The 18407-nt window shown below is 28.1% G+C and carries 19 protein-coding genes; 5 read left to right on the forward strand and 14 right to left on the reverse strand.

All coding sequences use genetic code 11. The annotated features are described in order from the left end of the window. Positions 1–18 precede the first annotated feature (18 nt). The 4 genes from ABJG40_RS10430 to ABJG40_RS10445 all read right to left on the reverse strand — a co-directional run bounded on the left by ABJG40_RS10430 (position 19) and on the right by ABJG40_RS10445 (position 3072). Positions 19–819: a hypothetical protein gene (locus ABJG40_RS10430; protein WP_348024517.1), complete on the reverse strand. Its 801-nt coding sequence runs from the start codon at positions 817–819 to the stop codon at positions 19–21. A gap of 3 nt (positions 820–822) precedes the next feature. Beyond that, on the reverse strand, positions 823–1629 hold the full coding sequence (locus tag ABJG40_RS10435; protein WP_348024518.1) for a carboxypeptidase-like regulatory domain-containing protein: 807 nt from the start codon (positions 1627–1629) through the stop codon (positions 823–825). A gap of 9 nt (positions 1630–1638) precedes the next feature. Beyond that, positions 1639–2421 carry a hypothetical protein gene (locus ABJG40_RS10440; RefSeq protein WP_348024519.1) on the reverse strand — a complete coding sequence of 261 codons (783 nt, stop codon included), beginning with the start codon at positions 2419–2421 and terminating at the stop codon, positions 1639–1641. 117 nt (positions 2422–2538) lie between these two features. Beyond that, the gene (locus ABJG40_RS10445; protein ID WP_348024520.1) at positions 2539–3072 is read right to left on the reverse strand and encodes a lipocalin family protein; all 534 of its coding nucleotides are present in this window, start codon (positions 3070–3072) and stop codon (positions 2539–2541) included. 60 nt (positions 3073–3132) lie between these two features. Here ABJG40_RS10445 and pepE point away from each other — a divergent pair, with 60 nt between their 5' ends. After that, positions 3133–3834, forward strand: coding sequence for a dipeptidase PepE (gene pepE / locus ABJG40_RS10450; protein ID WP_348024521.1), 702 nt, complete (start codon positions 3133–3135; stop codon positions 3832–3834). Positions 3835–3946: 112 nt separating this feature from the next. On the opposite strand, the gene ribB is transcribed toward pepE, so the two are convergent. The 6 genes from ribB to tpx form a co-directional block, all read right to left on the reverse strand. Next, positions 3947–5092, reverse strand: a complete 1146-nt coding sequence (gene ribB / locus ABJG40_RS10455) for a 3,4-dihydroxy-2-butanone-4-phosphate synthase (RefSeq protein WP_348024522.1) — start codon at positions 5090–5092, stop codon at positions 3947–3949. A 6-nt stretch (positions 5093–5098) separates the two neighbouring features. After that, complete coding sequence (locus tag ABJG40_RS10460) at positions 5099–6544, reverse strand: LptF/LptG family permease (RefSeq protein ID WP_348024523.1); 1446 nt, start codon at positions 6542–6544, stop codon at positions 5099–5101. 62 nt (positions 6545–6606) lie between these two features. Further along, complete coding sequence (locus ABJG40_RS10465) at positions 6607–7263, reverse strand: outer membrane lipoprotein carrier protein LolA (RefSeq protein WP_348024524.1); 657 nt, start codon at positions 7261–7263, stop codon at positions 6607–6609. Between the two features lie 5 nt (positions 7264–7268). Next, positions 7269–9731, reverse strand: coding sequence for a DNA translocase FtsK 4TM domain-containing protein (locus ABJG40_RS10470; protein ID WP_348024525.1), 2463 nt, complete (start codon positions 9729–9731; stop codon positions 7269–7271). Between the two features lie 41 nt (positions 9732–9772). Beyond that, positions 9773–10153, reverse strand: coding sequence for a diacylglycerol kinase family protein (locus ABJG40_RS10475; RefSeq protein ID WP_348024526.1), 381 nt, complete (start codon positions 10151–10153; stop codon positions 9773–9775). Positions 10154–10156: 3 nt separating this feature from the next. Further along, complete coding sequence (gene tpx, locus ABJG40_RS10480) at positions 10157–10654, reverse strand: thiol peroxidase (RefSeq protein WP_348024527.1); 498 nt, start codon at positions 10652–10654, stop codon at positions 10157–10159. A gap of 132 nt (positions 10655–10786) precedes the next feature. On the opposite strand from tpx, the gene ABJG40_RS10485 reads away from it, so the two are divergent. Together ABJG40_RS10485 and ABJG40_RS10490 are read left to right on the forward strand one after the other, a co-directional pair. Beyond that, positions 10787–12172 (forward strand): MATE family efflux transporter, encoded by a 1386-nt coding sequence (locus tag ABJG40_RS10485; RefSeq protein ID WP_348024528.1) that lies wholly within the window; start codon positions 10787–10789, stop codon positions 12170–12172. Then, positions 12159–12383, forward strand: a complete 225-nt coding sequence (locus ABJG40_RS10490; protein ID WP_348024529.1) for a hypothetical protein — start codon at positions 12159–12161, stop codon at positions 12381–12383. The genes ABJG40_RS10485 and ABJG40_RS10490 overlap by 14 nt, the downstream gene beginning before the upstream one ends. Before the next feature lie 93 nt (positions 12384–12476). Here ABJG40_RS10490 and ABJG40_RS10495 read toward each other — a convergent pair whose 3' ends face one another. From ABJG40_RS10495 to ABJG40_RS10510, 4 genes are read right to left on the reverse strand one after another with little or no spacing between them, the layout of a single operon-like run. Continuing rightward, positions 12477–13406, reverse strand: coding sequence for a peptidylprolyl isomerase (locus ABJG40_RS10495; protein WP_348024530.1), 930 nt, complete (start codon positions 13404–13406; stop codon positions 12477–12479). 20 nt (positions 13407–13426) lie between these two features. After that, positions 13427–15013 carry a hypothetical protein gene (locus ABJG40_RS10500; RefSeq protein WP_348024531.1) on the reverse strand — a complete coding sequence of 529 codons (1587 nt, stop codon included), beginning with the start codon at positions 15011–15013 and terminating at the stop codon, positions 13427–13429. Between the two features lie 4 nt (positions 15014–15017). After that, the gene (locus ABJG40_RS10505) at positions 15018–16610 is read right to left on the reverse strand and encodes a peptide chain release factor 3 (RefSeq protein ID WP_348024532.1); all 1593 of its coding nucleotides are present in this window, start codon (positions 16608–16610) and stop codon (positions 15018–15020) included. Between the two features lie 44 nt (positions 16611–16654). Continuing rightward, on the reverse strand, positions 16655–17338 hold the full coding sequence (locus ABJG40_RS10510; RefSeq protein ID WP_348024533.1) for a peptidylprolyl isomerase: 684 nt from the start codon (positions 17336–17338) through the stop codon (positions 16655–16657). Between the two features lie 116 nt (positions 17339–17454). Here ABJG40_RS10510 and idi point away from each other — a divergent pair, with 116 nt between their 5' ends. Together idi and ABJG40_RS10520 are read left to right on the forward strand one after the other, a co-directional pair. Continuing rightward, positions 17455–17973 carry an isopentenyl-diphosphate Delta-isomerase gene (idi, locus tag ABJG40_RS10515; RefSeq protein WP_348024534.1) on the forward strand — a complete coding sequence of 173 codons (519 nt, stop codon included), beginning with the start codon at positions 17455–17457 and terminating at the stop codon, positions 17971–17973. Continuing rightward, positions 17966–18379 (forward strand): 6-carboxytetrahydropterin synthase, encoded by a 414-nt coding sequence (locus tag ABJG40_RS10520; protein ID WP_348024535.1) that lies wholly within the window; start codon positions 17966–17968, stop codon positions 18377–18379. Before idi ends, ABJG40_RS10520 begins: the two co-directional genes overlap by 8 nt. The last annotated feature ends 28 nt before the right edge of the window (positions 18380–18407 follow it).

Below are 18407 nucleotides of genomic sequence, written 5' to 3' on the forward strand. Positions count from 1 at the left end.
AACAATTATTGCGCCAAATTACTCATTTTTTATGATTTCTAAATAAGTTATACTTTCTTTCTGTAGTATTTTTATAATTTCCAATATTTTATTTTCTTTATGTAATCTTTCTACATCTAAAGGATTGCAATATTCTAAAAAATGGAAATACCTATCTACTGGTATTTTTAATTTTTCGAAGAAAAACTTTTCACCAAGCTCTGATAATATTTTATAAGGAAATGCTTTTTTACGAGCTAATTTTTTACGTAAAGCCCATAAACGCTCAGAATGTTTAAAAGGCATAGAAACACTTGCTCCAGCTCCAACAAAAGAATTAGAGATAGTGTTTACAATTTGAGGTCTTACTCTTTTATCGATATAATCATCTCCTTCTACAATTTTCATATTCACCTTAGAAAAATCCATGACCTCTCTTAAAATTGAATCTTTTCTGTTAGTTGGTACCTCTTTTAAATCGATACCTAATCTACCTGTTAAATTGTGTCTTTTTAATTCAAATTCATCTAAAACATAAGTATTTGATTTTAATTCAATTTTAAAAAATTTATTTTCTATAATTTTTTTAGTGATTTTAATTTTTTTGCTGACATGCTGTATTGATGAAATTTGGAGTGTATCATTAATAGAAACAAACATTCTAAAGATACCTTCATCTGAAGAAAATGTACCTTGTTTAGTATTTAAATTAATGATGTTGGCATTTTTTACAATATCCAAAGAATCTATAATTTGTCCAGTAATCAACGTTCCTTTTTCTTGTGATAAAGAAATACCTGTGAAAAATAATAAAAAGAATTGAAGTAGTTTTTTTTCCATAAATTACTTTGTTTTTATGATTTTTAAATATCCTGTACTTTCTTTTTTTAATATTGTTATGAGCTCTAATATTTTATTTTCTTTATAAAGTTTTTCAAGAATATAAGGATTACAATACTCTATAAAATGAGAGTAGTTTTCAACAGGAATTTTTAATGTTTTAAAAAAGTAATCTTCACCTAATTCAGTCAATATTTTTTCTGGTATAACTTCTTGTTCTATTAATTTTTTGAGTAATGCTTTATTTTTTTTTGATTTTTTAGAACGGAATAAAGTTCCAAATCCAATTTTTAGACCTTCATAAGAGTTAGAAACTGTTTTTACAACTCCAGCTTCTAATCGATTTTTTTCATCTATTCTATAATCTTTTTGTGTAAAATCTACGTTAGAAAAATCCATTACATTTCTTAATAATGAATCTTTTTTATTTGTAGGAACTGTGTTAACATCTACTCCTAATATGCCGCTTAAATGATTTTTTTTTAATTCAAATTCTTCTAAAACATACGTGTTTTGTTCTAGTTTAATTTTTAGTGATTTATTTTTTATTCTATTTTTAGAAACAGTTATTTTTCTTGTAATGTGTTGAATAGATGATATTTGCAGAGAATCTCCTATAGAAACATAAATTTGAAAATTTCCATTGTCTGATGAAAATGTACCCTGGTTTGTTTTTAAGTTGATGATGTTTGCGTTCTTAACAATACCTAAAGAATCTACAATTTGTCCAGTAATTAAGGTTCCCTTTTCTTGTGATAAAGAAATACTAATGAAAAGCAATAAAAAGAGTTGGAGTAGTTTTTTTGCCATTCAGTCTTTTTAATGATTAGATAAATATAAATCTTCGTTAACTATTTTTTTAGGATACAATTTACTCTCATCCATTAATAATTTTGATAATTTTATTTTTTCATCTCTTTTAAAGATATTAATAATATTTTTATCAATACAGTCATTTAAAAATTGATTAATATATTCTTTTTTAATTTTTAAGTCTGTTACAAAAAAATCGTCGGTAAAATGCTTTCTAATTTTTTCTAGTTGTACGTCTTCTTCAGACATTTTTTTTAATTGTTTTAATCTTTTATTATTACCATTTAAACTATTTATTAGATTGTCTAAGCTAATAACACCACCAGAGCGAATTTTAATAATAGATTTATCTTCTTTTACAATTGTATTTGCAAACGGTAAGTTTAATGTTTTGGCAGAAACAATAGGACCATTATATGTTGTTATTTCTGGGTCTTGATAAAAAATACTGCGTTGTTTTTCTAAAACCATTTCATTTAAAACGATGGTTTTTTCTTCTAAAATTACCTTTAAAGCTTTATCTGTAATAATTTTATCTGTAATAATAACTATTTTGTCTTTTAAATTTAAATGAGAAAAAAACAAGCTATCTCCTAATTTTACTGGAATTTCAAATTCACCTTCATCATTTGTAATTGTTCCAAATTTTGTGTTCTTATTTATAACATGAACATCTTTTATAGAAGTTTTACCAACAGTTGTTTTACCAATAACATAAATGTTCTTTTTTTGAGCATTTATAGTTATAGAACATAGTATAAAAGTAAATAGAATAATGTTTTTTTTCATTAATACAAAGTAAATAGAAGTGCTTCTTAAAACTGTATTAATAGAATTGTAAACTTGTGTTAAAATAAAAAGGCATCATTAAAAATGATGCCTTTTTATTAAGATTTACTTATCATTTTACTTTTCTAAAACAAAAGTAATTGTTGCTTTTATATTGTAAGATTCTCCTCCGTCAGTTTCTGTTTCATTTATTTCTCCTACTAGTTTTAAGTAATTTTCAGAAAATTCAACCACATTTAAAACTGCAGGGAAATCATTTTCTTCTGTAAACGTTAATGCATTTCCGTTTAAAGACCATGCAACAGGTTTTATAGGAAATAAGCTTGTATTAATTTCTTGTTCTTCAGTTTCAGATTGCCCCAAAAAATTTGCGGTAGCAACTAAAGTATAAGATCCATTTAAATTTAATTCATTAGGGTTTACTGAAAAAGTGTATGTAATATCTAGATCTTTTGCTAGAGCAGAATAGGTGACTGTTTGTGTTTGTCCTTCACTCGTAATGGTCATACTACCATCATCAATAGATTGTTGTGTTAAATTCCAAGTTCCAATTAAATCTGCACTTGTAATATCAATATTTGCATTGTCATTTGTTTCACAAGCTGTTAAAAAAGTAACAACTGCTAATAGTAATAAAATTTTTGTTTTCATAGTTTGCGTTTTAATCAAAAATACAAAAAAAAATATTTATAAAATTACTACTTTTGGTATATGAAAAAAATGATTATTGCAAGTACATCTACTATTCATGGAACTAAATATTTAACTTATTTATTGCCTACTTTAAAAATTCATTTTAAAGGTATTAAAGAGTTACTGTTTATTCCTTATGCAAGACCAAGTGGAATTTCTTATGATGAATATACTTCTATTGCAAAAAATGCTTTTTCTACGATTAATATTGATGTAAAAGGAATTCATGAATTTGAAAACCCTATTGAAGCAATTAAAAATGCATCAGCTATTTTTACTGGAGGAGGAAATACTTTTGAACTAGTAAATCAATTATATAAAAATAATGTTTTAAGTATTTTAAAGGAAGTTTTAGAAAACGAAATTCCATATTTAGGTACAAGTGCAGGAAGTAATATTTGTGGTGTAAACATGAAAAATACGAATGATATGCCTATTGTTTATCCACCAAGTTTTAAAACTTTATCAGCAATTCCATTTAACATTAATGCCCATTACTTAGATCCTATTGAAGGTTCTACTCATATGGGGGAAACACGAGAAACACGTATAAAAGAGTTTCATGTTTTTAATGAAACTCCTGTTTTGGGTTTACGTGAAGGAAGTTGGCTTGAAGTAAATAACAATATAATAATGTTACAAGGTAGTTTAACAGCACGTTTGTTTCAGCAAAATAAAAAACCAATTGAATTAGAAAGTGGAGTAGAAGTAAAAATTTAAAATTTACGTTTAAAATAACCACTTTTTATTTTTCGAGAATCTCTCGATTTTGTTTTATTTAAATATTTTACAAAAAAGAAAACTGAAATTAAAAACGCTACCCAAATCATAATTAATAATTTACATAATCTACAATTTCTAAACCGTAACCAATCATACCAACACGTTTAGATTGTTGTGTATTTGTAATTAGTTTTAATTTCCTGATGTTTAAATCATGTAAAATTTGAGCTCCAATTCCAAAATCTTTATTATCCATTTTAATATCAGGAGCTTTAATGTTTCCATTTGCTTGGTTTTCTTTTAAAACAGATAATCTACTCAATAAGTTTTGAGATTGATTTTGTTGATTCACAAAAATAATAGCTCCTTTTCCTTCCTCATTAATCACTTGAAACATTTTATCTAATTTTTTATCAGCATCATTTGTTAATGTTCCTAAAATATCGTTGTTTACTAAAGTAGAATTAACTCTAGTTAATATAGATTCATCTTTAGACCAAGCACCTTTTGTTAAAGCAATATGTACTTGGTTATTTGTTGTTTGTTGGTAGGCTCTTAATCTAAAATCGCCAAATCTTGTTTTTATATCAAAATCTTCTTTTATTTCAATTAAAGAATCATGTTCCATTCTATAAGCAACTAAATCTTCAATAGAAACAATTTTAATATCAAACTTTTTAGCTACCTCTAAAAGTTGTGGTAAACGTGCCATTGTTCCATTTTCATTCATAATTTCTACAATAACACCAGCAGGTTGTAAACCAGCTAATCTTGCAAAATCTATAGCAGCTTCTGTATGGCCAGTTCTTCTTAAAACACCACCTTCTTTTGCTTTTAAAGGAAAAATATGACCTGGTCTTGCTAAGTCAAAAGGTTTTGTGTTTTTTTCTATTAAAGCTTTAATTGTTAAAGCTCTGTCTGAAGCAGAAATTCCGGTTGTAACTCCTTTTCCACGTAAATCTACAGAAACAGTAAAAGCAGTTTCCATAGGATCTGTGTTGTTGTTTACCATCATTCCTAACTCTAACTCTTTACAACGAGTTTCTGTTAAAGGTGCACAAATTAATCCTCTACCATGAGTAGCCATAAAATTTATCATTTCTGGAGTAACTTTTTCTGCAGCAGCTAAAAAATCTCCTTCATTTTCTCTATTCTCATCATCAACAACAATAATAATTTTACCATTTCTTATATCTTCAATCGCTTCAGAAATAGAATTTAATTGTGTGTTTGTTTTTGTTTTTTGAGCTGTCATATTTAATTATGCTTCTTTTTTTGAAAATATTTTTTTAAAGAAATTAGAAATTGGTTGTGTAATTACATTTATATTAAAAATTCCTTTATCTTTTGTGGCTCTTCTAGTTAATAAAATACCAATAGGAACCATTATAATTGCTGCTATCCAAGACCCTAAAAAGGATGTAATAGAACTTTCTTCTGCTAAGTTTTTACCAAATGTATTGCTAAAAAAATAGGTAACATAAATTGCTATTGCAAGTATCATTGGTAAACCAAAACCACCTTTTCTAATAATAGAACCTAAAGGCGCTCCAATAAAAAAGAGTATTAAACATGATAATGAGAAGGCAATTCTGTTATAGTATTCTGTATCAAAAAAATTTAGATTTTTTCTTTTCCATTTTATGGATGTTAGATTGTTTCTTAACGAACTTTGTGCTCTACCTATTTTTGTTGAAGCTGTATTAAGAATACTAACCTTTTCTTTTAATTCGAAGTTTTCTAAAATAGCTGGGTTTATATCTTTTGTTTTTAAAGAGTCTGGATATTCATACAAATCTTTTTGAGAAACTGTAGCTAGTAAGTTTTTAGATTTTAACAATAAAACTTCATCATAGTTTTCTTTTAAGCTAGGTATAGTGTCTCCTAATTGGTTTAAACTTAACATCATGAAGTTTTTAGTGTGTTTTTCTTCTGTTAAACCTTTTTCTCCTGAAACCTCAGAAATATCTATGTTAAATTCATATTCTTTAAAAGTGGCATTAGAAGCTGCCATTTTTTTCTTTTTTAAAGTTGTTTTGGCAGATTTTACATGTTCTTCATAATAATATCCATCATATAAAATAAAGGTCATGTACCTGCTTCCTTCTTCAGAAATAATTTTACCTCTTTCTGCGGTAATTACCTTTTGATTTCCTTTGTTTCCTGATAAATCATAGATTAAAACTTTTTTTAATAAATTTTCTTCTTCTCCATATTTTTCATCAAATTTAATTTGATATCCAGGAATATCACTATTAAAACTACCAGGAACCAAAGCCATTGCTGGTTTTTTCTTTTTTATATTTAAGTATAAATTTTTTTGTTTTAGAACAGCATATGGATAAATATTATTTAAAAACAAAAAATTGATACCACTTAAAAGCATGGTTAAGAAAACCAAAGGTCTTACTAAACGTTGTAAAGATATACCTGCAGATTTTGCTGCAGCAAATTCGTAGTTTTCACCCAAATTACCTAATGCCATTATAGAAGATAATAGTACTCCAATTGGTAATGCTTGTGGTGTAATAATTAAGGTTGTGTAGTATAAAAACTTTAAGATAAAAGGTAAACTAATACCTTTACCAGCTATGTTTTCGAAGGTTTGCCATAAAACTTGCATTACCAAAACAAAAAGCACAATTAGAAATGTAGCTACAAAAGGAACTAAAAATGTTTTTAAGATGTATCTATCTAAAATTTTCATCTTGGCAAAAATAGTTTCTTAATGTTAAAGAAGCTACTAATTTTGTGTTAATTGAAAAAAAGTTAGTCTATAGTAAAATTAAGCATTTTGTATTTAGCTTCATCAAAAGAAAAATAGCTGCTAGATAAGGCTTGATTACTTTTAAATTCTGTAATTGTAAAAGTAGTTTTAGAGCCATTAGAACCTGTTTGTATAAGCTTATATATGTGTTTTGTTTTAGCATCTATAGCTAGTTCTACTTTAATGATGTCTGAATTACTGTCAATAGGATTTAAAGTAACCAATTGAATTTTTCTTCCATTGATGTTTTTTATAACGCCCATTTCAAAATTATATCCTTCTTTGTAGAACGTTAATAATTTTGATGGATAGATAAAACCATCATCTTCTCCCATATCTCCATCAGTAATATTTATTTCTTTTTCATCATTATTGATAACATATAGTTTTTTTCCATCAAAAATAAAATTATTCCCTAAATAATTTAAACTGTATTTTTCTCCTTGTAAGGTAATTTTACCTCTAATTGGTGGTTCATCACCTTCCATAATACCAGCATCTTCATTACTTAATGTTTGGCTAAAACTAATAGCCATATTTTCATATGCTCCCATTTTTGTTGAAACTTCATCTAAAAGGGTTTTTGCTTTTTCTGAATTTTGAGCAAAAGTTAATGTTGTTAAAAATATACTTAAAAATAAAACTGCTATTTTTTTCATTTCTATTATTTCTTTTCGTTTTCTAATAATTGTTCTAGTGCAATAAAATCTGCTACCAATACTTGTCTTGCTTTACTGCCTTCAAAGCCACCTACAATGCCAGCAGCTTCTAATTGATCTATTAATCTTCCAGCTCTATTGTAACCTAATTTTAATTTTCTTTGTAGTAGGGAAGCAGAACCTTGTTGAGCTGTAACTATAATTTCTGCAGCTTCTTTAAAGAGTTTGTCTCTATCTGCAATATCTATATCAATACTTGTGCCATTTTCATCATCTACATATTCTGGTAACATATGTGCTTCTGCATAGGCTCTTTGAGAACCAATAAAATCTGTAATTTTTTCTACTTCTGGCGTATCTACAAAGGCGCATTGAATTCTGTTGATATCATTACCAGCAGTATAAAGCATATCTCCTCTACCAATTAATTGGTCTGCACCACCAGCATCTAAAATGGTTCTAGAATCTATTTTAGAAGTTACTCTAAATGCAATTCTTGCAGGAAAATTTGCTTTAATAATACCTGTAATTACATTTACAGAAGGTCTTTGTGTTGCTACAATTAAATGTATACCTATTGCTCTGGCTAATTGTGCTAAACGTGCAATTGGTGTTTCTACTTCTTTACCAGCAGTCATAATTAAATCGGCAAACTCATCAATAACTAAAACAATGTATGGTAAAAATTGATGTCCATCATTAGGGTTTAATTTACGTTGTTTAAATTTAGCATTGTATTCTTTAATATTACGAACCATTGCATTTTTAAGTAAATCGTAACGTTGATCCATTTCTATACATAAAGAATTTAACGTATGTACAACTTTTGTTGTATCAGTTATAATGGCATCTTCAGAATCTGGCAATTTCGCTAAATAATGTCGTTCTATTTTATTAAATAAAGTTAATTCTACTTTCTTTGGATCTACTAAAATAAATTTAACTTCTGCAGGATGTTTTTTATATAAGAGTGATGTTAAAACAGCATTTAAACCCACAGATTTTCCTTGTCCTGTTGCACCAGCCATTAATAGGTGAGGCATTTTAGCTAAATCTACAACAAAAGTTTCATTAGAAATTGTTTTACCTAAAGCAATAGGAAGTTCCATTGTAGATTCTTGAAATTTCTTAGATGAAATAACAGAATGCATAGAAACTATGGTAGATTTTTTATTTGGTACTTCTATACCAATAGTTCCTTTACCTGGTATTGGAGCAATAATTCTTATACCTAAAGCAGATAAAGAAAGTGCAATATCATCTTCTAAATTTTTAATTTTAGAAATTCTAATTCCTGCTTCTGGAACAATTTCATATAAAGTAATTGTAGGACCAACTGTAGCTTTAATTTCTGCAATACCAATTTTGTAGTTCTTTAAAGTTTCTACAATTCGATCTTTATTTGCTTCTAATTCTACAGGGTCTATTGATATAGACTCATTGTATTGTTTAAGAAGGTTAAAAGTTGGAAATTTAAAGTTACCTAACTCTAATGTTGGGTCAAATTCTCCAAAATCTTTTACCAATTGATTAGATAAATTTTCTGTAGAATGTTCTTCTTCTTTAGTTTCTTCTACATCAATTTCTACTTCTTTTTCTTCATCTTTAGCTATTTCAGCTTTTAAAACAGGTTCTAAATCTTTTTCAACCTTAAGTGTAATTTCTTCTTTTTTAGCAGAAACATCTGAATGTTTAGAAATTGTAGGTTTTAAGTTTTCTAAAGAAAGTTCTACACCAGACTTTTCTTTTTTATCTGTTTTTAAAGGTATAGTATCGTTGGTTTTTTTCTCTAATTTTTCAATATATTCAGAAGATTTATTTATAGAATTAGACTCAGTTTTTTCTAATTCTTTTGCTTTTCTTACTTCTCTTTTTATTTTTAAGTTCTCTATATATTTATCAAAAGTTACTTTATATCTTAAAACAATGTAAGTAATTAAAAAGAAACTTAAAAGAATGACTAAACCTGTTTTTCCTATAAAGGCTTGTAAATATTCATTTATTTCAAAGCCTATGATTCCAGAAGTGTATGCATAATTCTTATTTATAAATCCCATAGAAATAGAAATCCATAACATTGCAATTATTCCCCAGTTCCAAGAAATAATAATTTTAGAAAATTTCTTTTTTAATAAGATAGAATAGCCTGTTAAAAATACTTGAAAAGCAATTATAAAAGCAGCAATACCAAAACTTTTATATATAAAAAAGTGACTTAAATTTGCGCCAATTTTACCTAATAAATTTTTACTTCTAATGGTTTTATCTGTTAATTTTGTAATTGAGCTTTGGTCTTCTTGCCAATTAAAGAAAAAGGAAATGAAAGCAATACATAGAAAAACAGAAAATAAAAGTAAGAAAGTTCCTAAAATTGTTTTTGCTTGTCTTGTTTTAAGAAAAGCAAAAATACTCGGTTTATTTTCCGAGTTTTTTAAATTAGTTTTTGTGCTTATTTTTCTTTTAGCCATTAATGATTTTAGAGATTTTAAAAGTAAATATACATATTTACCTAAAATAATAAATTTATTTTAGGGATGTATATAAAACCGGCAATAATTAATGATGTAAATGCTGCAAAACTAGGAGCACCTGCAGCAATATCTTTAATGAATCCTATTTTTTCATGATATTCTGGATGTATAAAGTCTGCAACTTTTTCTACAGCAGTATTTAAAGCTTCTGCTACTAAAACAATACCAATTGCTAAAAACTGAAACATCCATTCTATATTAGAAATATTAAAATAAAAGCCTAAAATAGTAGCAATAATCGCAATAAAAAATTGTGCTTTTATACTATCTTCAGTAGTCATTAAAAGCCACATACCTCTCAAAGCAAATTTAAAACTACGAAGTCTTCCTCTTAAAAAACTATCATTAGGATTCTTCATGTTTTAAATTGCGTTTAAAGCTTCTTTATAATTTGGTTCATCAACAATTTCAGAAACTTGTTCTGTATAAACAACATTACCATTTTCATCTATAATAACTATAGCTCTAGAATGTAAGTGGGCTAGTGGTCCGTTTGCAATTTCTAATGCATAAGAATTACCAAAATTTCCATCAGCAAAATCAGAAAGCATTACAACATTATCTATACCTTCTGCACCACAAAAACGAGCTTGTGCAAATGGTAAATCTTTAGAAATACATAAAACTACAGTATTTTCTAAATTAGCAGCTTTTTTGTTAAATTCTCTAACAGATGTTGCACAAGTTCCTGTATCAACACTCGGAAAAATATTTAAAATAATTTTTTTACCTATAAAATCAGATAAACTTTTTTGAGATAAATCTACTGCAGTTAGTTTAAATTCAGGTGCTTGTGTGCCTGTTTCTGGTAAGTTACCTATTGTGTTTATTGTGTTTCCTTTTAAAGTGATATTTGCCATAATAGTGTGTTTTTTAGAATTTCAAAAGTAACTATTTTTATTGAAAAAACTTTATCAGAAAATGGATTACTTCACCTTTAAATTGTCTATCATTAATACTTATCTTCGCAGTTAGAAAAAAGAATTATTAAATTGAATATTTCTCAATATACATCAGAATTTAAATATAACTGGAAACTTGCAGCACCTGTAATGTTAGGAATGTTAGGACACACTTTTGTGAGTTTTATAGATAATATTATGGTTGGGCAGCTAGGAACAGCAGAATTAGCGGCAGTTTCTTTAGGCAATAGTTTTATGTTTATAGCAATGTCTATAGGTATTGGTTTTTCTACGGCTATAACCCCATTAATTGCAGAAGCAGATTCTTCTAATAATTTAAAACAAGCTAGGTCTACTTATAAAAGTGGTTTATTTTTATGTTCTACTTTAGGCATTGTGTTGTTTTTAGGTATTTATTTTTCGAAACCATTAATGTTTTTAATGAAACAACCAGAAGAAGTGGTTAAGTTAGCAATTCCGTATTTAGATTTGGTAGCTTTTTCTTTAATTCCTTTAGTAATTTTCCAAGCAATAAAACAATTTAGTGATGGAATGTCTATGACTAAATACCCAATGTACGCTACATTATTGGCAAATATTGTAAACATTGTTTTAAACTATATATTAATTTTCGGTAAATTTGGATTTCCAGAAATGGGAATTGTAGGAGCAGCATATGGTACTTTGGTTTCAAGAGTAATAATGGTTATTTATTTGTGGTTAACATTACGATTTAAAGAACGTTCTGCTAAAATTGTAAAAGACATAAAAATCTTTGTTTTTGATTTTTTTATGCTAAAAAAGATTATCAATTTAGGATCTTTAAGTGCTATGCAAATGTTTTTTGAGGTAGCTATTTTTACAGCTGCTATTTGGTTAAGTGGTTTGTTAGGTAAAAATCCACAAGCAGCAAATCAAATAGCCCTAAATTTAGCATCGATGACATTTATGGTTGCTATGGGTTTAAGTGTTGCTTCTATGATTAGAGTGGGAAATCAAAAAGGATTACAGAAATATGAAGATTTACGTAGAATAGCGTTTTCAATCTTTTTACTGGGTACACTTTTTGCAACTTTTTTTGCAATTCTATTTTTTATTTTTCATAAAAACTTACCAAATATATATGTAGATTTAAGTGATGTTGCTAATTTTGATGATAATATAGAAGTAATTACTATAGCATCTAAATTATTAATTGCAGCTGCATTTTTTCAACTTTCAGACAGCTTACAGGTTGTTGTTTTAGGAGCTTTACGTGGATTACAAGATGTTAAAATACCAACTTTACTTACTTTTATTTCTTATTGGATTGTGGGTTTTCCTATTTCTTATTTTTTAGGTTCAGAAGAAATGTATGGTAGTTTTGGTATTTGGTTAGGCTTGTTAGCTGGCTTAACTACAGCTTCTATTTTATTATTTATAAGATTTAATTCGTTAACTTTAAAACTCATTGAACAGAAACATGAACTTACCTAAATTTTTATTAGCAGATAACAGCGGTTTACCAGATGATATTTTTGTATTGCATACAGAATTTCCTCGTTTTTTAATTAATTTAAAAGATGATGAAATAGAATGGTTTGAAGATTTAACTGGAGAAAGTGAAGAGGATATTGCTACTGAATTAGCAGACTTAATGGATAAAGCTGGTGTTTTTTATGATGAAGAAATGAAAGAATTTGAGTAATTTTATAAAACTGCTTTATAAGGTTCTTAATAAAATAAAAACCTCAAAAATTAAATTTTTGAGGTTTTTTATAATTTTAATTCTTTTGAATGGTTACTTTACATCCATTAATTCTACATCAAAAATTAAAGTAGCATCTGGTGGAATTACTCCTCCTGCACCAGCAGAACCATAGGCTAAATTAGATGGAATTACAAAACGAGCTTTATCACCAACTTGTAATAATTGAATTCCTTCATCCCAACCAGAAATTACTTGTCCAATACCAACATTAAAGTCGATTGGTTGTTTTCTTTTGTATGATGAATCAAAAACAGTTCCGTCTAATAATTGTCCTTTATAATGTACAGAAACTCCAGCTCCTTTTGTTGCTTTTTTTCCTGTTCCTTTTTGTAAAATTTGGTAACGTAAACCACTAGCAGTTTCTTCGTAACCAGCAGCAACTTTGTCTAACATTTCTTTTTGAGCAGCTTTAGCTTCTGCTTCACGTTTTTCTCTAGCCCCTTCAAACGTTCTAAAAGCTTCTACAGCATTAAATGCTTCTGCTTCTGCACCAACTCTAATAATTTCTACTTTCATGTCATCTCCTTGTGCAACAGCATCTACAACATCTTGACTGTCTATTACAGTTCCAAAAACGGTATGTTTGCCATCTAACCATGGAGTAGGAACGTGTGTAATATAAAACTGACTACCGTTTGTTGCAGGACCAGAATTAGCCATCGCTAATTTTCCTGGAGCATCATGTTTTAAATCTGGATGAAATTCATCATCAAACTTATAACCTGGGTTACCAGTTCCAGTTCCTTGTGGACAACCACCTTGAATCATAAAATCTGGAATTACTCTATGAAATTTTAATCCATCATAATATGGGTTTCCTTGTTCTTTAGCAGAATTTTCTAAATTTCCTTCGGCTAAAGCAACAAAGTTACCAACAGTTCCTGGTGCTTTTTCAAGTTCTAATTGTACTAAAATTTCACCTTTTGGAGTAGTGAATTTTGCATATATTCCGTTATTCATTGTTTAATATTTAATCGTTTTTATTTTTTAGTATTTAGTATTGATAAACCATAAGATAAACCAATATTTATATTTGTTGAATTCACATTTCCAAATGGAGACCACATTTGTCCTCCAGAAACATGAAAAGAAAAATCGTTATTCACAAAATAATTAATTCCAGCTGTTGGTCTTATTAAAACTCCTTCGCCAGAATCTACTCTTCCTCCACCAGCAACTCCAGCAGCAGCTTCTGCAAATAAAGAGAATTTGTTATTTGCAAATTTATTAGATTTTATTCCCAATCCAAAAATACCATGAGCATAACCACCAGATTCACCTTCGTAAGCAAAAGAAGCTTCACCTGCAATATAAAATCTATTGTTTATATCGTAGTTTACTTTTAAAGCAATTAATTGTAAATTCATATAAATTTTATCTGGTGTTTTCTCTAAACCAAATCTTTTAACTTTTAAGTAAGTTTGGTTTTGCGCAGAAATTTGTATTCCTTGAGTTTTTATTTCTGATAATTTATCATCAGTAAATGGATGCTTTGTACCACCACTTAAACCATAGTATTTTAAACTAAAACCTGCAGTATAAGCTTCAAAACTTGCAATGCCTCCTATAGATTTATGAAGACCTGTATGAGCACTTAAACCAAATTTATCTGTAATTTTTATATCTGCACCTACACTTGGGTACATCGTTAATCCTCCTTCAGGATAAATTCTTCCTCCAGCAGCTCCAATTCCAAACTTACCAAAAAGGTTGATTCTTTTTGTTAGGTTTAAATTTTTACCAGCTCCAAAAAAAACATCCATAAAACCGGCAGTTAAACCACCATACATAGCATCTACATGTGCATAAATAAAAGTATTACTATTTATATATTTTTGATATTCAAATCCTAAAACAGATAAAGTATGTTCTATAGGTTTGTATTGAGGAGTTGTACTTGCGTCTGTTCTAGAATTTCCAAAAGGAAAGAAATAATCAAAAGTAATTTGTTGTACACTTTTTACAGCTGGTTTTTCCCAAAATTCATCTTTTGATTTATTTTTATTGATAAATGTCTTTTGAGCATCAGCATAAGATCCTGTTCTTAACAAACTTGGTATTTCTACAAAAAACGATAGATTATCATCTTTTTGGATTCCAGTGAAAAAGTTAACATAAGTATATTGAACTCCAAAAGAATATCCTTTTTTCTTGTATTGTAAACCAATATTAGGTATTAAAATTCCACCACCATTTACAAGTGTTCTATAACCACCACCGCCACCAAAGTGAACATTAGCATCAAAATAAAGGTTTTTATAAATTTGTTTATTCACACCAAGATTTACACCTAAAGTAAATAAACCTCCTTGATCTCCTGTAACAGCCATATGAAATCCTGCTCCAGTATATAACCAATCATTAATAGGGATGTTATAATTTAAACCAACAAAACCCATTTTTGGATCTAAATCATAACTAACTTTATCTACTGGTTGATTAACTAATAAGTAGTTTAAACGAATGCTATTATGTAATTCTTTTGGCTCAAAGTCAGAAAGATTATAAGTTTGAGAAAAACTTTGCAATCCTAAAAAAGTAAAAAGTATTAAAAGTAACTTCTTCATAGCTTTAGTTTTTAAACTCACTTGTAAAATGTAATTTTACAGTAGGATATTTACTTTGTGTCATTTGAATTGTAAAAGCAGAATCTGCTAAAAACACTAATTGACCTTGTTTGTCTTTTGCTAAATAACGCTGTTTAACACGTTTAAATTCTTTAAACTCTTCGTTTTTAATATCTTCTGGTTCTACCCAACAAGCTTTGTGTACTTGTAAGTTTTCATAAGTACATTTTGCACCATATTCATGTTCTAAACGATATTGAATTACTTCATATTGTAAAGCACCAACTGTACCTATTACTCTACGACCATTCATGTCTAAAGTAAATAATTGTGCAACACCTTCGTCCATTAATTGATCTAAACCTTTGTATAATTGTTTAGATTTCATTGGGTCTGCGTTGTTAACATACCTAAAATGTTCTGGAGAAAAACTCGGAATTCCTTTAAAGTTTAATTGTTCTCCTTCTGTTAAAGTATCTCCAATTTTAAAGTTTCCAGTATCGTGTATACCAACAATATCACCAGGAAAAGATTCATCTACAATTTCTTTTTTCTCTGCAAAAAAAGCATTCGGACTCGAGAACTTAACTTTTTTGCCATTTCTTACATGTAAATAAGGAGAGTTTCTTTTAAATGTTCCAGATACAATTTTTATAAAAGCAAGTCTATCTCTGTGTTTAGGATCCATATTAGCATGGATTTTAAACACAAAACCGGTTAATTTTGTTTCTTTAGAATCTACTAAACGTTCTTCTGCTTTTTTAGGTTGTGGAGAAGGTGCAATTTCAATAAATGCATCTAACAATTCTTTTACTCCAAAATTATTTAAAGCAGAACCAAAAAATACAGGTTGGAGTGAACCGCTCAGGTATTCATCTCTATTAAAATCAGGATAAACTTCACTTATCAATTCTATTTCTTCACGTAGAGTTTCTGCAGCAGTTTCACCAACAATTTTATCTAATTCTGGGTTTGATAAATCATCAAACTGAACACCTTCTGAAATGGTTGTTTTATTATCACCAGAAAACAGATTTAATTTCTTTTCCCAAATATTGTAAATCCCCTTAAAATCATATCCCATTCCAATAGGGAAACTCATAGGAGTTACTGTTAAACCTAATTTTTGTTCAACTTCATCTAATAAATCAAAAGCATCTTTACCTTCTCTATCCAACTTGTTGATAAAAACCAACATTGGTATGCTTCTCATTCTACAAACTTCAACTAATTTTTCAGTTTGTGGTTCTACACCTTTTGCTACATCAATAACAACAATAACACTATCTACAGCAGTTAAAGTTCTAAAAGTATCTTCAGCAAAATCTTTGTGACCAGGTGTATCTAAAATGTTTATTTTTTTATCTTGATATATAAATGCAAGTACAGATGTAGCAACAGAAATTCCACGCTGACGTTCAATTTCCATAAAATCGGAAGTTGCACCTTTTTTAATTTTATTATTCTTTACAGCACCTGCTTCTTGTATTGCACCACCAAAAAGTAAAAGTTTCTCTGTTAAAGTGGTTTTACCTGCATCTGGATGCGATATAATACCAAAGGTTCTTCTACGTGCTATTTCTTCTAAAAAACTCATCTACAAAATTTGAGGTGCAAAGATAGGTTTTACTTAGAGAATTATCAATCTAAAATTTCGACAGTAATATGTATGTCATTTGTTGGCCATTCATCAACACCAACTTTTACTTTAGAAATTTTATCCATGGTATCAAAACCAGAAATTACTTCTCCAAAAACGGTATGTTCATTATTTAAATGATGAGCACCTTTTCTGCTATGAACAATATAAAATTCAAAAGGATTGGATAATTTATTTGGATTTTTTTCCCAATGTCTAGTTGCAGCTAATGCTCCATATTTATGTTTTCTGTGTTTTCTAAACTCGGGTCTAATTAAATAATTTCCGTACAACCTTCGTTGTTGTTTTGTATAAGTTTCATCAGAATTACCTCCTTGAATCACAAAATTTTTAGCAACTCTGTAAATTTCTGTGGTGTTAAAATATTTTATTTTTGTTAAAAAGATAAAATTTGCTCTGTGAATAGGTGTATCATCGTACAAAAGTAACTTAATGTTACCAAATTTAGTTTTAATAATAACTTTAGTTTCCTTGTTTTGCTTTTCATATTCAGTAAAAAAAGCTTCTACGTTTTTGCTGTTTAAACTATCCCAACGTTTTATTACTTTTTTTACTTTCTTTTCTTTTAGATTTACTTTTTTAGTTACTTCAACTTTTTTTTCTTCTTTACATTGATAAAACACAAAAAGGAATATAAAAAAGTAGAAAAGTTTAGAAAATTTCATGAAAATTTAGATTTATAAGACAAATATATAGCATCAATAGTAAAGAAAATAAAGGTATCATAGTTTTTGTATATATTTTGTGATATATTGAAAGTTGATTTCTTATTTTTGCAAATATGGAAGAACAAGTAGTTTTAGTTGATGAAAATGATAACCCAATAGGGTTAATGCCAAAAATGGAAGCACATGAAAAAGCTGTTTTACACAGAGCTTTTTCGGTATTTATATTTAATAAAAAAGGAGAATTAATGTTGCAGCAAAGAGCTGCAAGTAAATATCACTCGCCTTTATTATGGACCAATACTTGCTGTTCGCATCAAAGAGATGGAGAAACAAATTTAGAAGCAGGTAAGAGAAGATTAATGGAAGAAATGGGGTTTGTAACAGAAATAAAAGAGGTTTTTTCGTTTATTTACAAAGCTCCTTTTGATAATGGATTAACAGAGCATGAACTAGATCATGTTATGGTTGGTTATTATAATGATGTTCCAGAAATTAACAAAGACGAGGTAGAAGCTTATAAATGGATGACCCTAATTGATGTTAAAAATGACATTATAAAGCAGCCTCAAGAATATACTGAATGGTTTAAAATTATTTTTGATAAATCTTTTGAAAAATTAGCAAATGCCTAAAGTTACGGTATACAGAAGAGCTCATTTTAATGCAGCACATAGGTTATTTAATTCAGATTGGTCTGATGAGAAAAACTATGAAGTTTTTGGTAAATGTAGCAACCCTAATTATCATGGTCATAATTATGAAATGATAGTTGCTTTACGAGGAGAAGTAGATCCTATTACTGGTTTTGTTTATGATTTAGGTTTATTAAGAGAATTGATAAAAAAAGAAATAGAAGAGCCTTTAGATCATAAAAACTTAAATATTGAAGTTGAAGATTTTAAAAATTTAAATCCCACAGCAGAAAATATATCCATTGTAATTTTTAATAAATTAAGGCCACATATTCCTGCTCATTTAGAAATAGAAGTAACTTTATATGAAACTCGCAGAAATTTTGTACGATATTCAGGAGATTAATATTTCAAAAGTAAAGTAGATTTTTAAA

Origin of the sequence: Polaribacter sp., from assembly GCF_039939415.1 — a bacterium.
Lineage (GTDB): Bacteria > Bacteroidota > Bacteroidia > Flavobacteriales > Flavobacteriaceae > Polaribacter.

Excerpts from the sequence above, each read along its gene's own strand:
- ABJG40_RS10430 (WP_348024517.1), bottom strand. The coding sequence starts at position 819 with ATGGAAAAAAAACTACTTCAATTCTTTTTATTATTTTTCACAGGTATT.
- ABJG40_RS10435 (WP_348024518.1), bottom strand. The coding sequence starts at position 1,629 with ATGGCAAAAAAACTACTCCAACTCTTTTTATTGCTTTTCATTAGTATT.
- ABJG40_RS10440 (WP_348024519.1), bottom strand. The coding sequence starts at position 2,421 with ATGAAAAAAAACATTATTCTATTTACTTTTATACTATGTTCTATAACT.
- ABJG40_RS10445 (WP_348024520.1), bottom strand. The coding sequence starts at position 3,072 with ATGAAAACAAAAATTTTATTACTATTAGCAGTTGTTACTTTTTTAACA.
- pepE (WP_348024521.1), top strand. The coding sequence starts at position 3,133 with ATGAAAAAAATGATTATTGCAAGTACATCTACTATTCATGGAACTAAA.
- ribB (WP_348024522.1), bottom strand. The coding sequence starts at position 5,092 with ATGACAGCTCAAAAAACAAAAACAAACACACAATTAAATTCTATTTCT.
- ABJG40_RS10460 (WP_348024523.1), bottom strand. The coding sequence starts at position 6,544 with ATGAAAATTTTAGATAGATACATCTTAAAAACATTTTTAGTTCCTTTT.
- ABJG40_RS10465 (WP_348024524.1), bottom strand. The coding sequence starts at position 7,263 with ATGAAAAAAATAGCAGTTTTATTTTTAAGTATATTTTTAACAACATTA.
- ABJG40_RS10470 (WP_348024525.1), bottom strand. The coding sequence starts at position 9,731 with ATGGCTAAAAGAAAAATAAGCACAAAAACTAATTTAAAAAACTCGGAA.
- ABJG40_RS10475 (WP_348024526.1), bottom strand. The coding sequence starts at position 10,153 with ATGAAGAATCCTAATGATAGTTTTTTAAGAGGAAGACTTCGTAGTTTT.
- tpx (WP_348024527.1), bottom strand. The coding sequence starts at position 10,654 with ATGGCAAATATCACTTTAAAAGGAAACACAATAAACACAATAGGTAAC.
- ABJG40_RS10490 (WP_348024529.1), top strand. The coding sequence starts at position 12,159 with ATGAACTTACCTAAATTTTTATTAGCAGATAACAGCGGTTTACCAGAT.
- ABJG40_RS10495 (WP_348024530.1), bottom strand. The coding sequence starts at position 13,406 with ATGAATAACGGAATATATGCAAAATTCACTACTCCAAAAGGTGAAATT.
- ABJG40_RS10500 (WP_348024531.1), bottom strand. The coding sequence starts at position 15,013 with ATGAAGAAGTTACTTTTAATACTTTTTACTTTTTTAGGATTGCAAAGT.
- ABJG40_RS10505 (WP_348024532.1), bottom strand. The coding sequence starts at position 16,610 with ATGAGTTTTTTAGAAGAAATAGCACGTAGAAGAACCTTTGGTATTATA.
- ABJG40_RS10510 (WP_348024533.1), bottom strand. The coding sequence starts at position 17,338 with ATGAAATTTTCTAAACTTTTCTACTTTTTTATATTCCTTTTTGTGTTT.
- idi (WP_348024534.1), top strand. The coding sequence starts at position 17,455 with ATGGAAGAACAAGTAGTTTTAGTTGATGAAAATGATAACCCAATAGGG.
- ABJG40_RS10520 (WP_348024535.1), top strand. The coding sequence starts at position 17,966 with ATGCCTAAAGTTACGGTATACAGAAGAGCTCATTTTAATGCAGCACAT.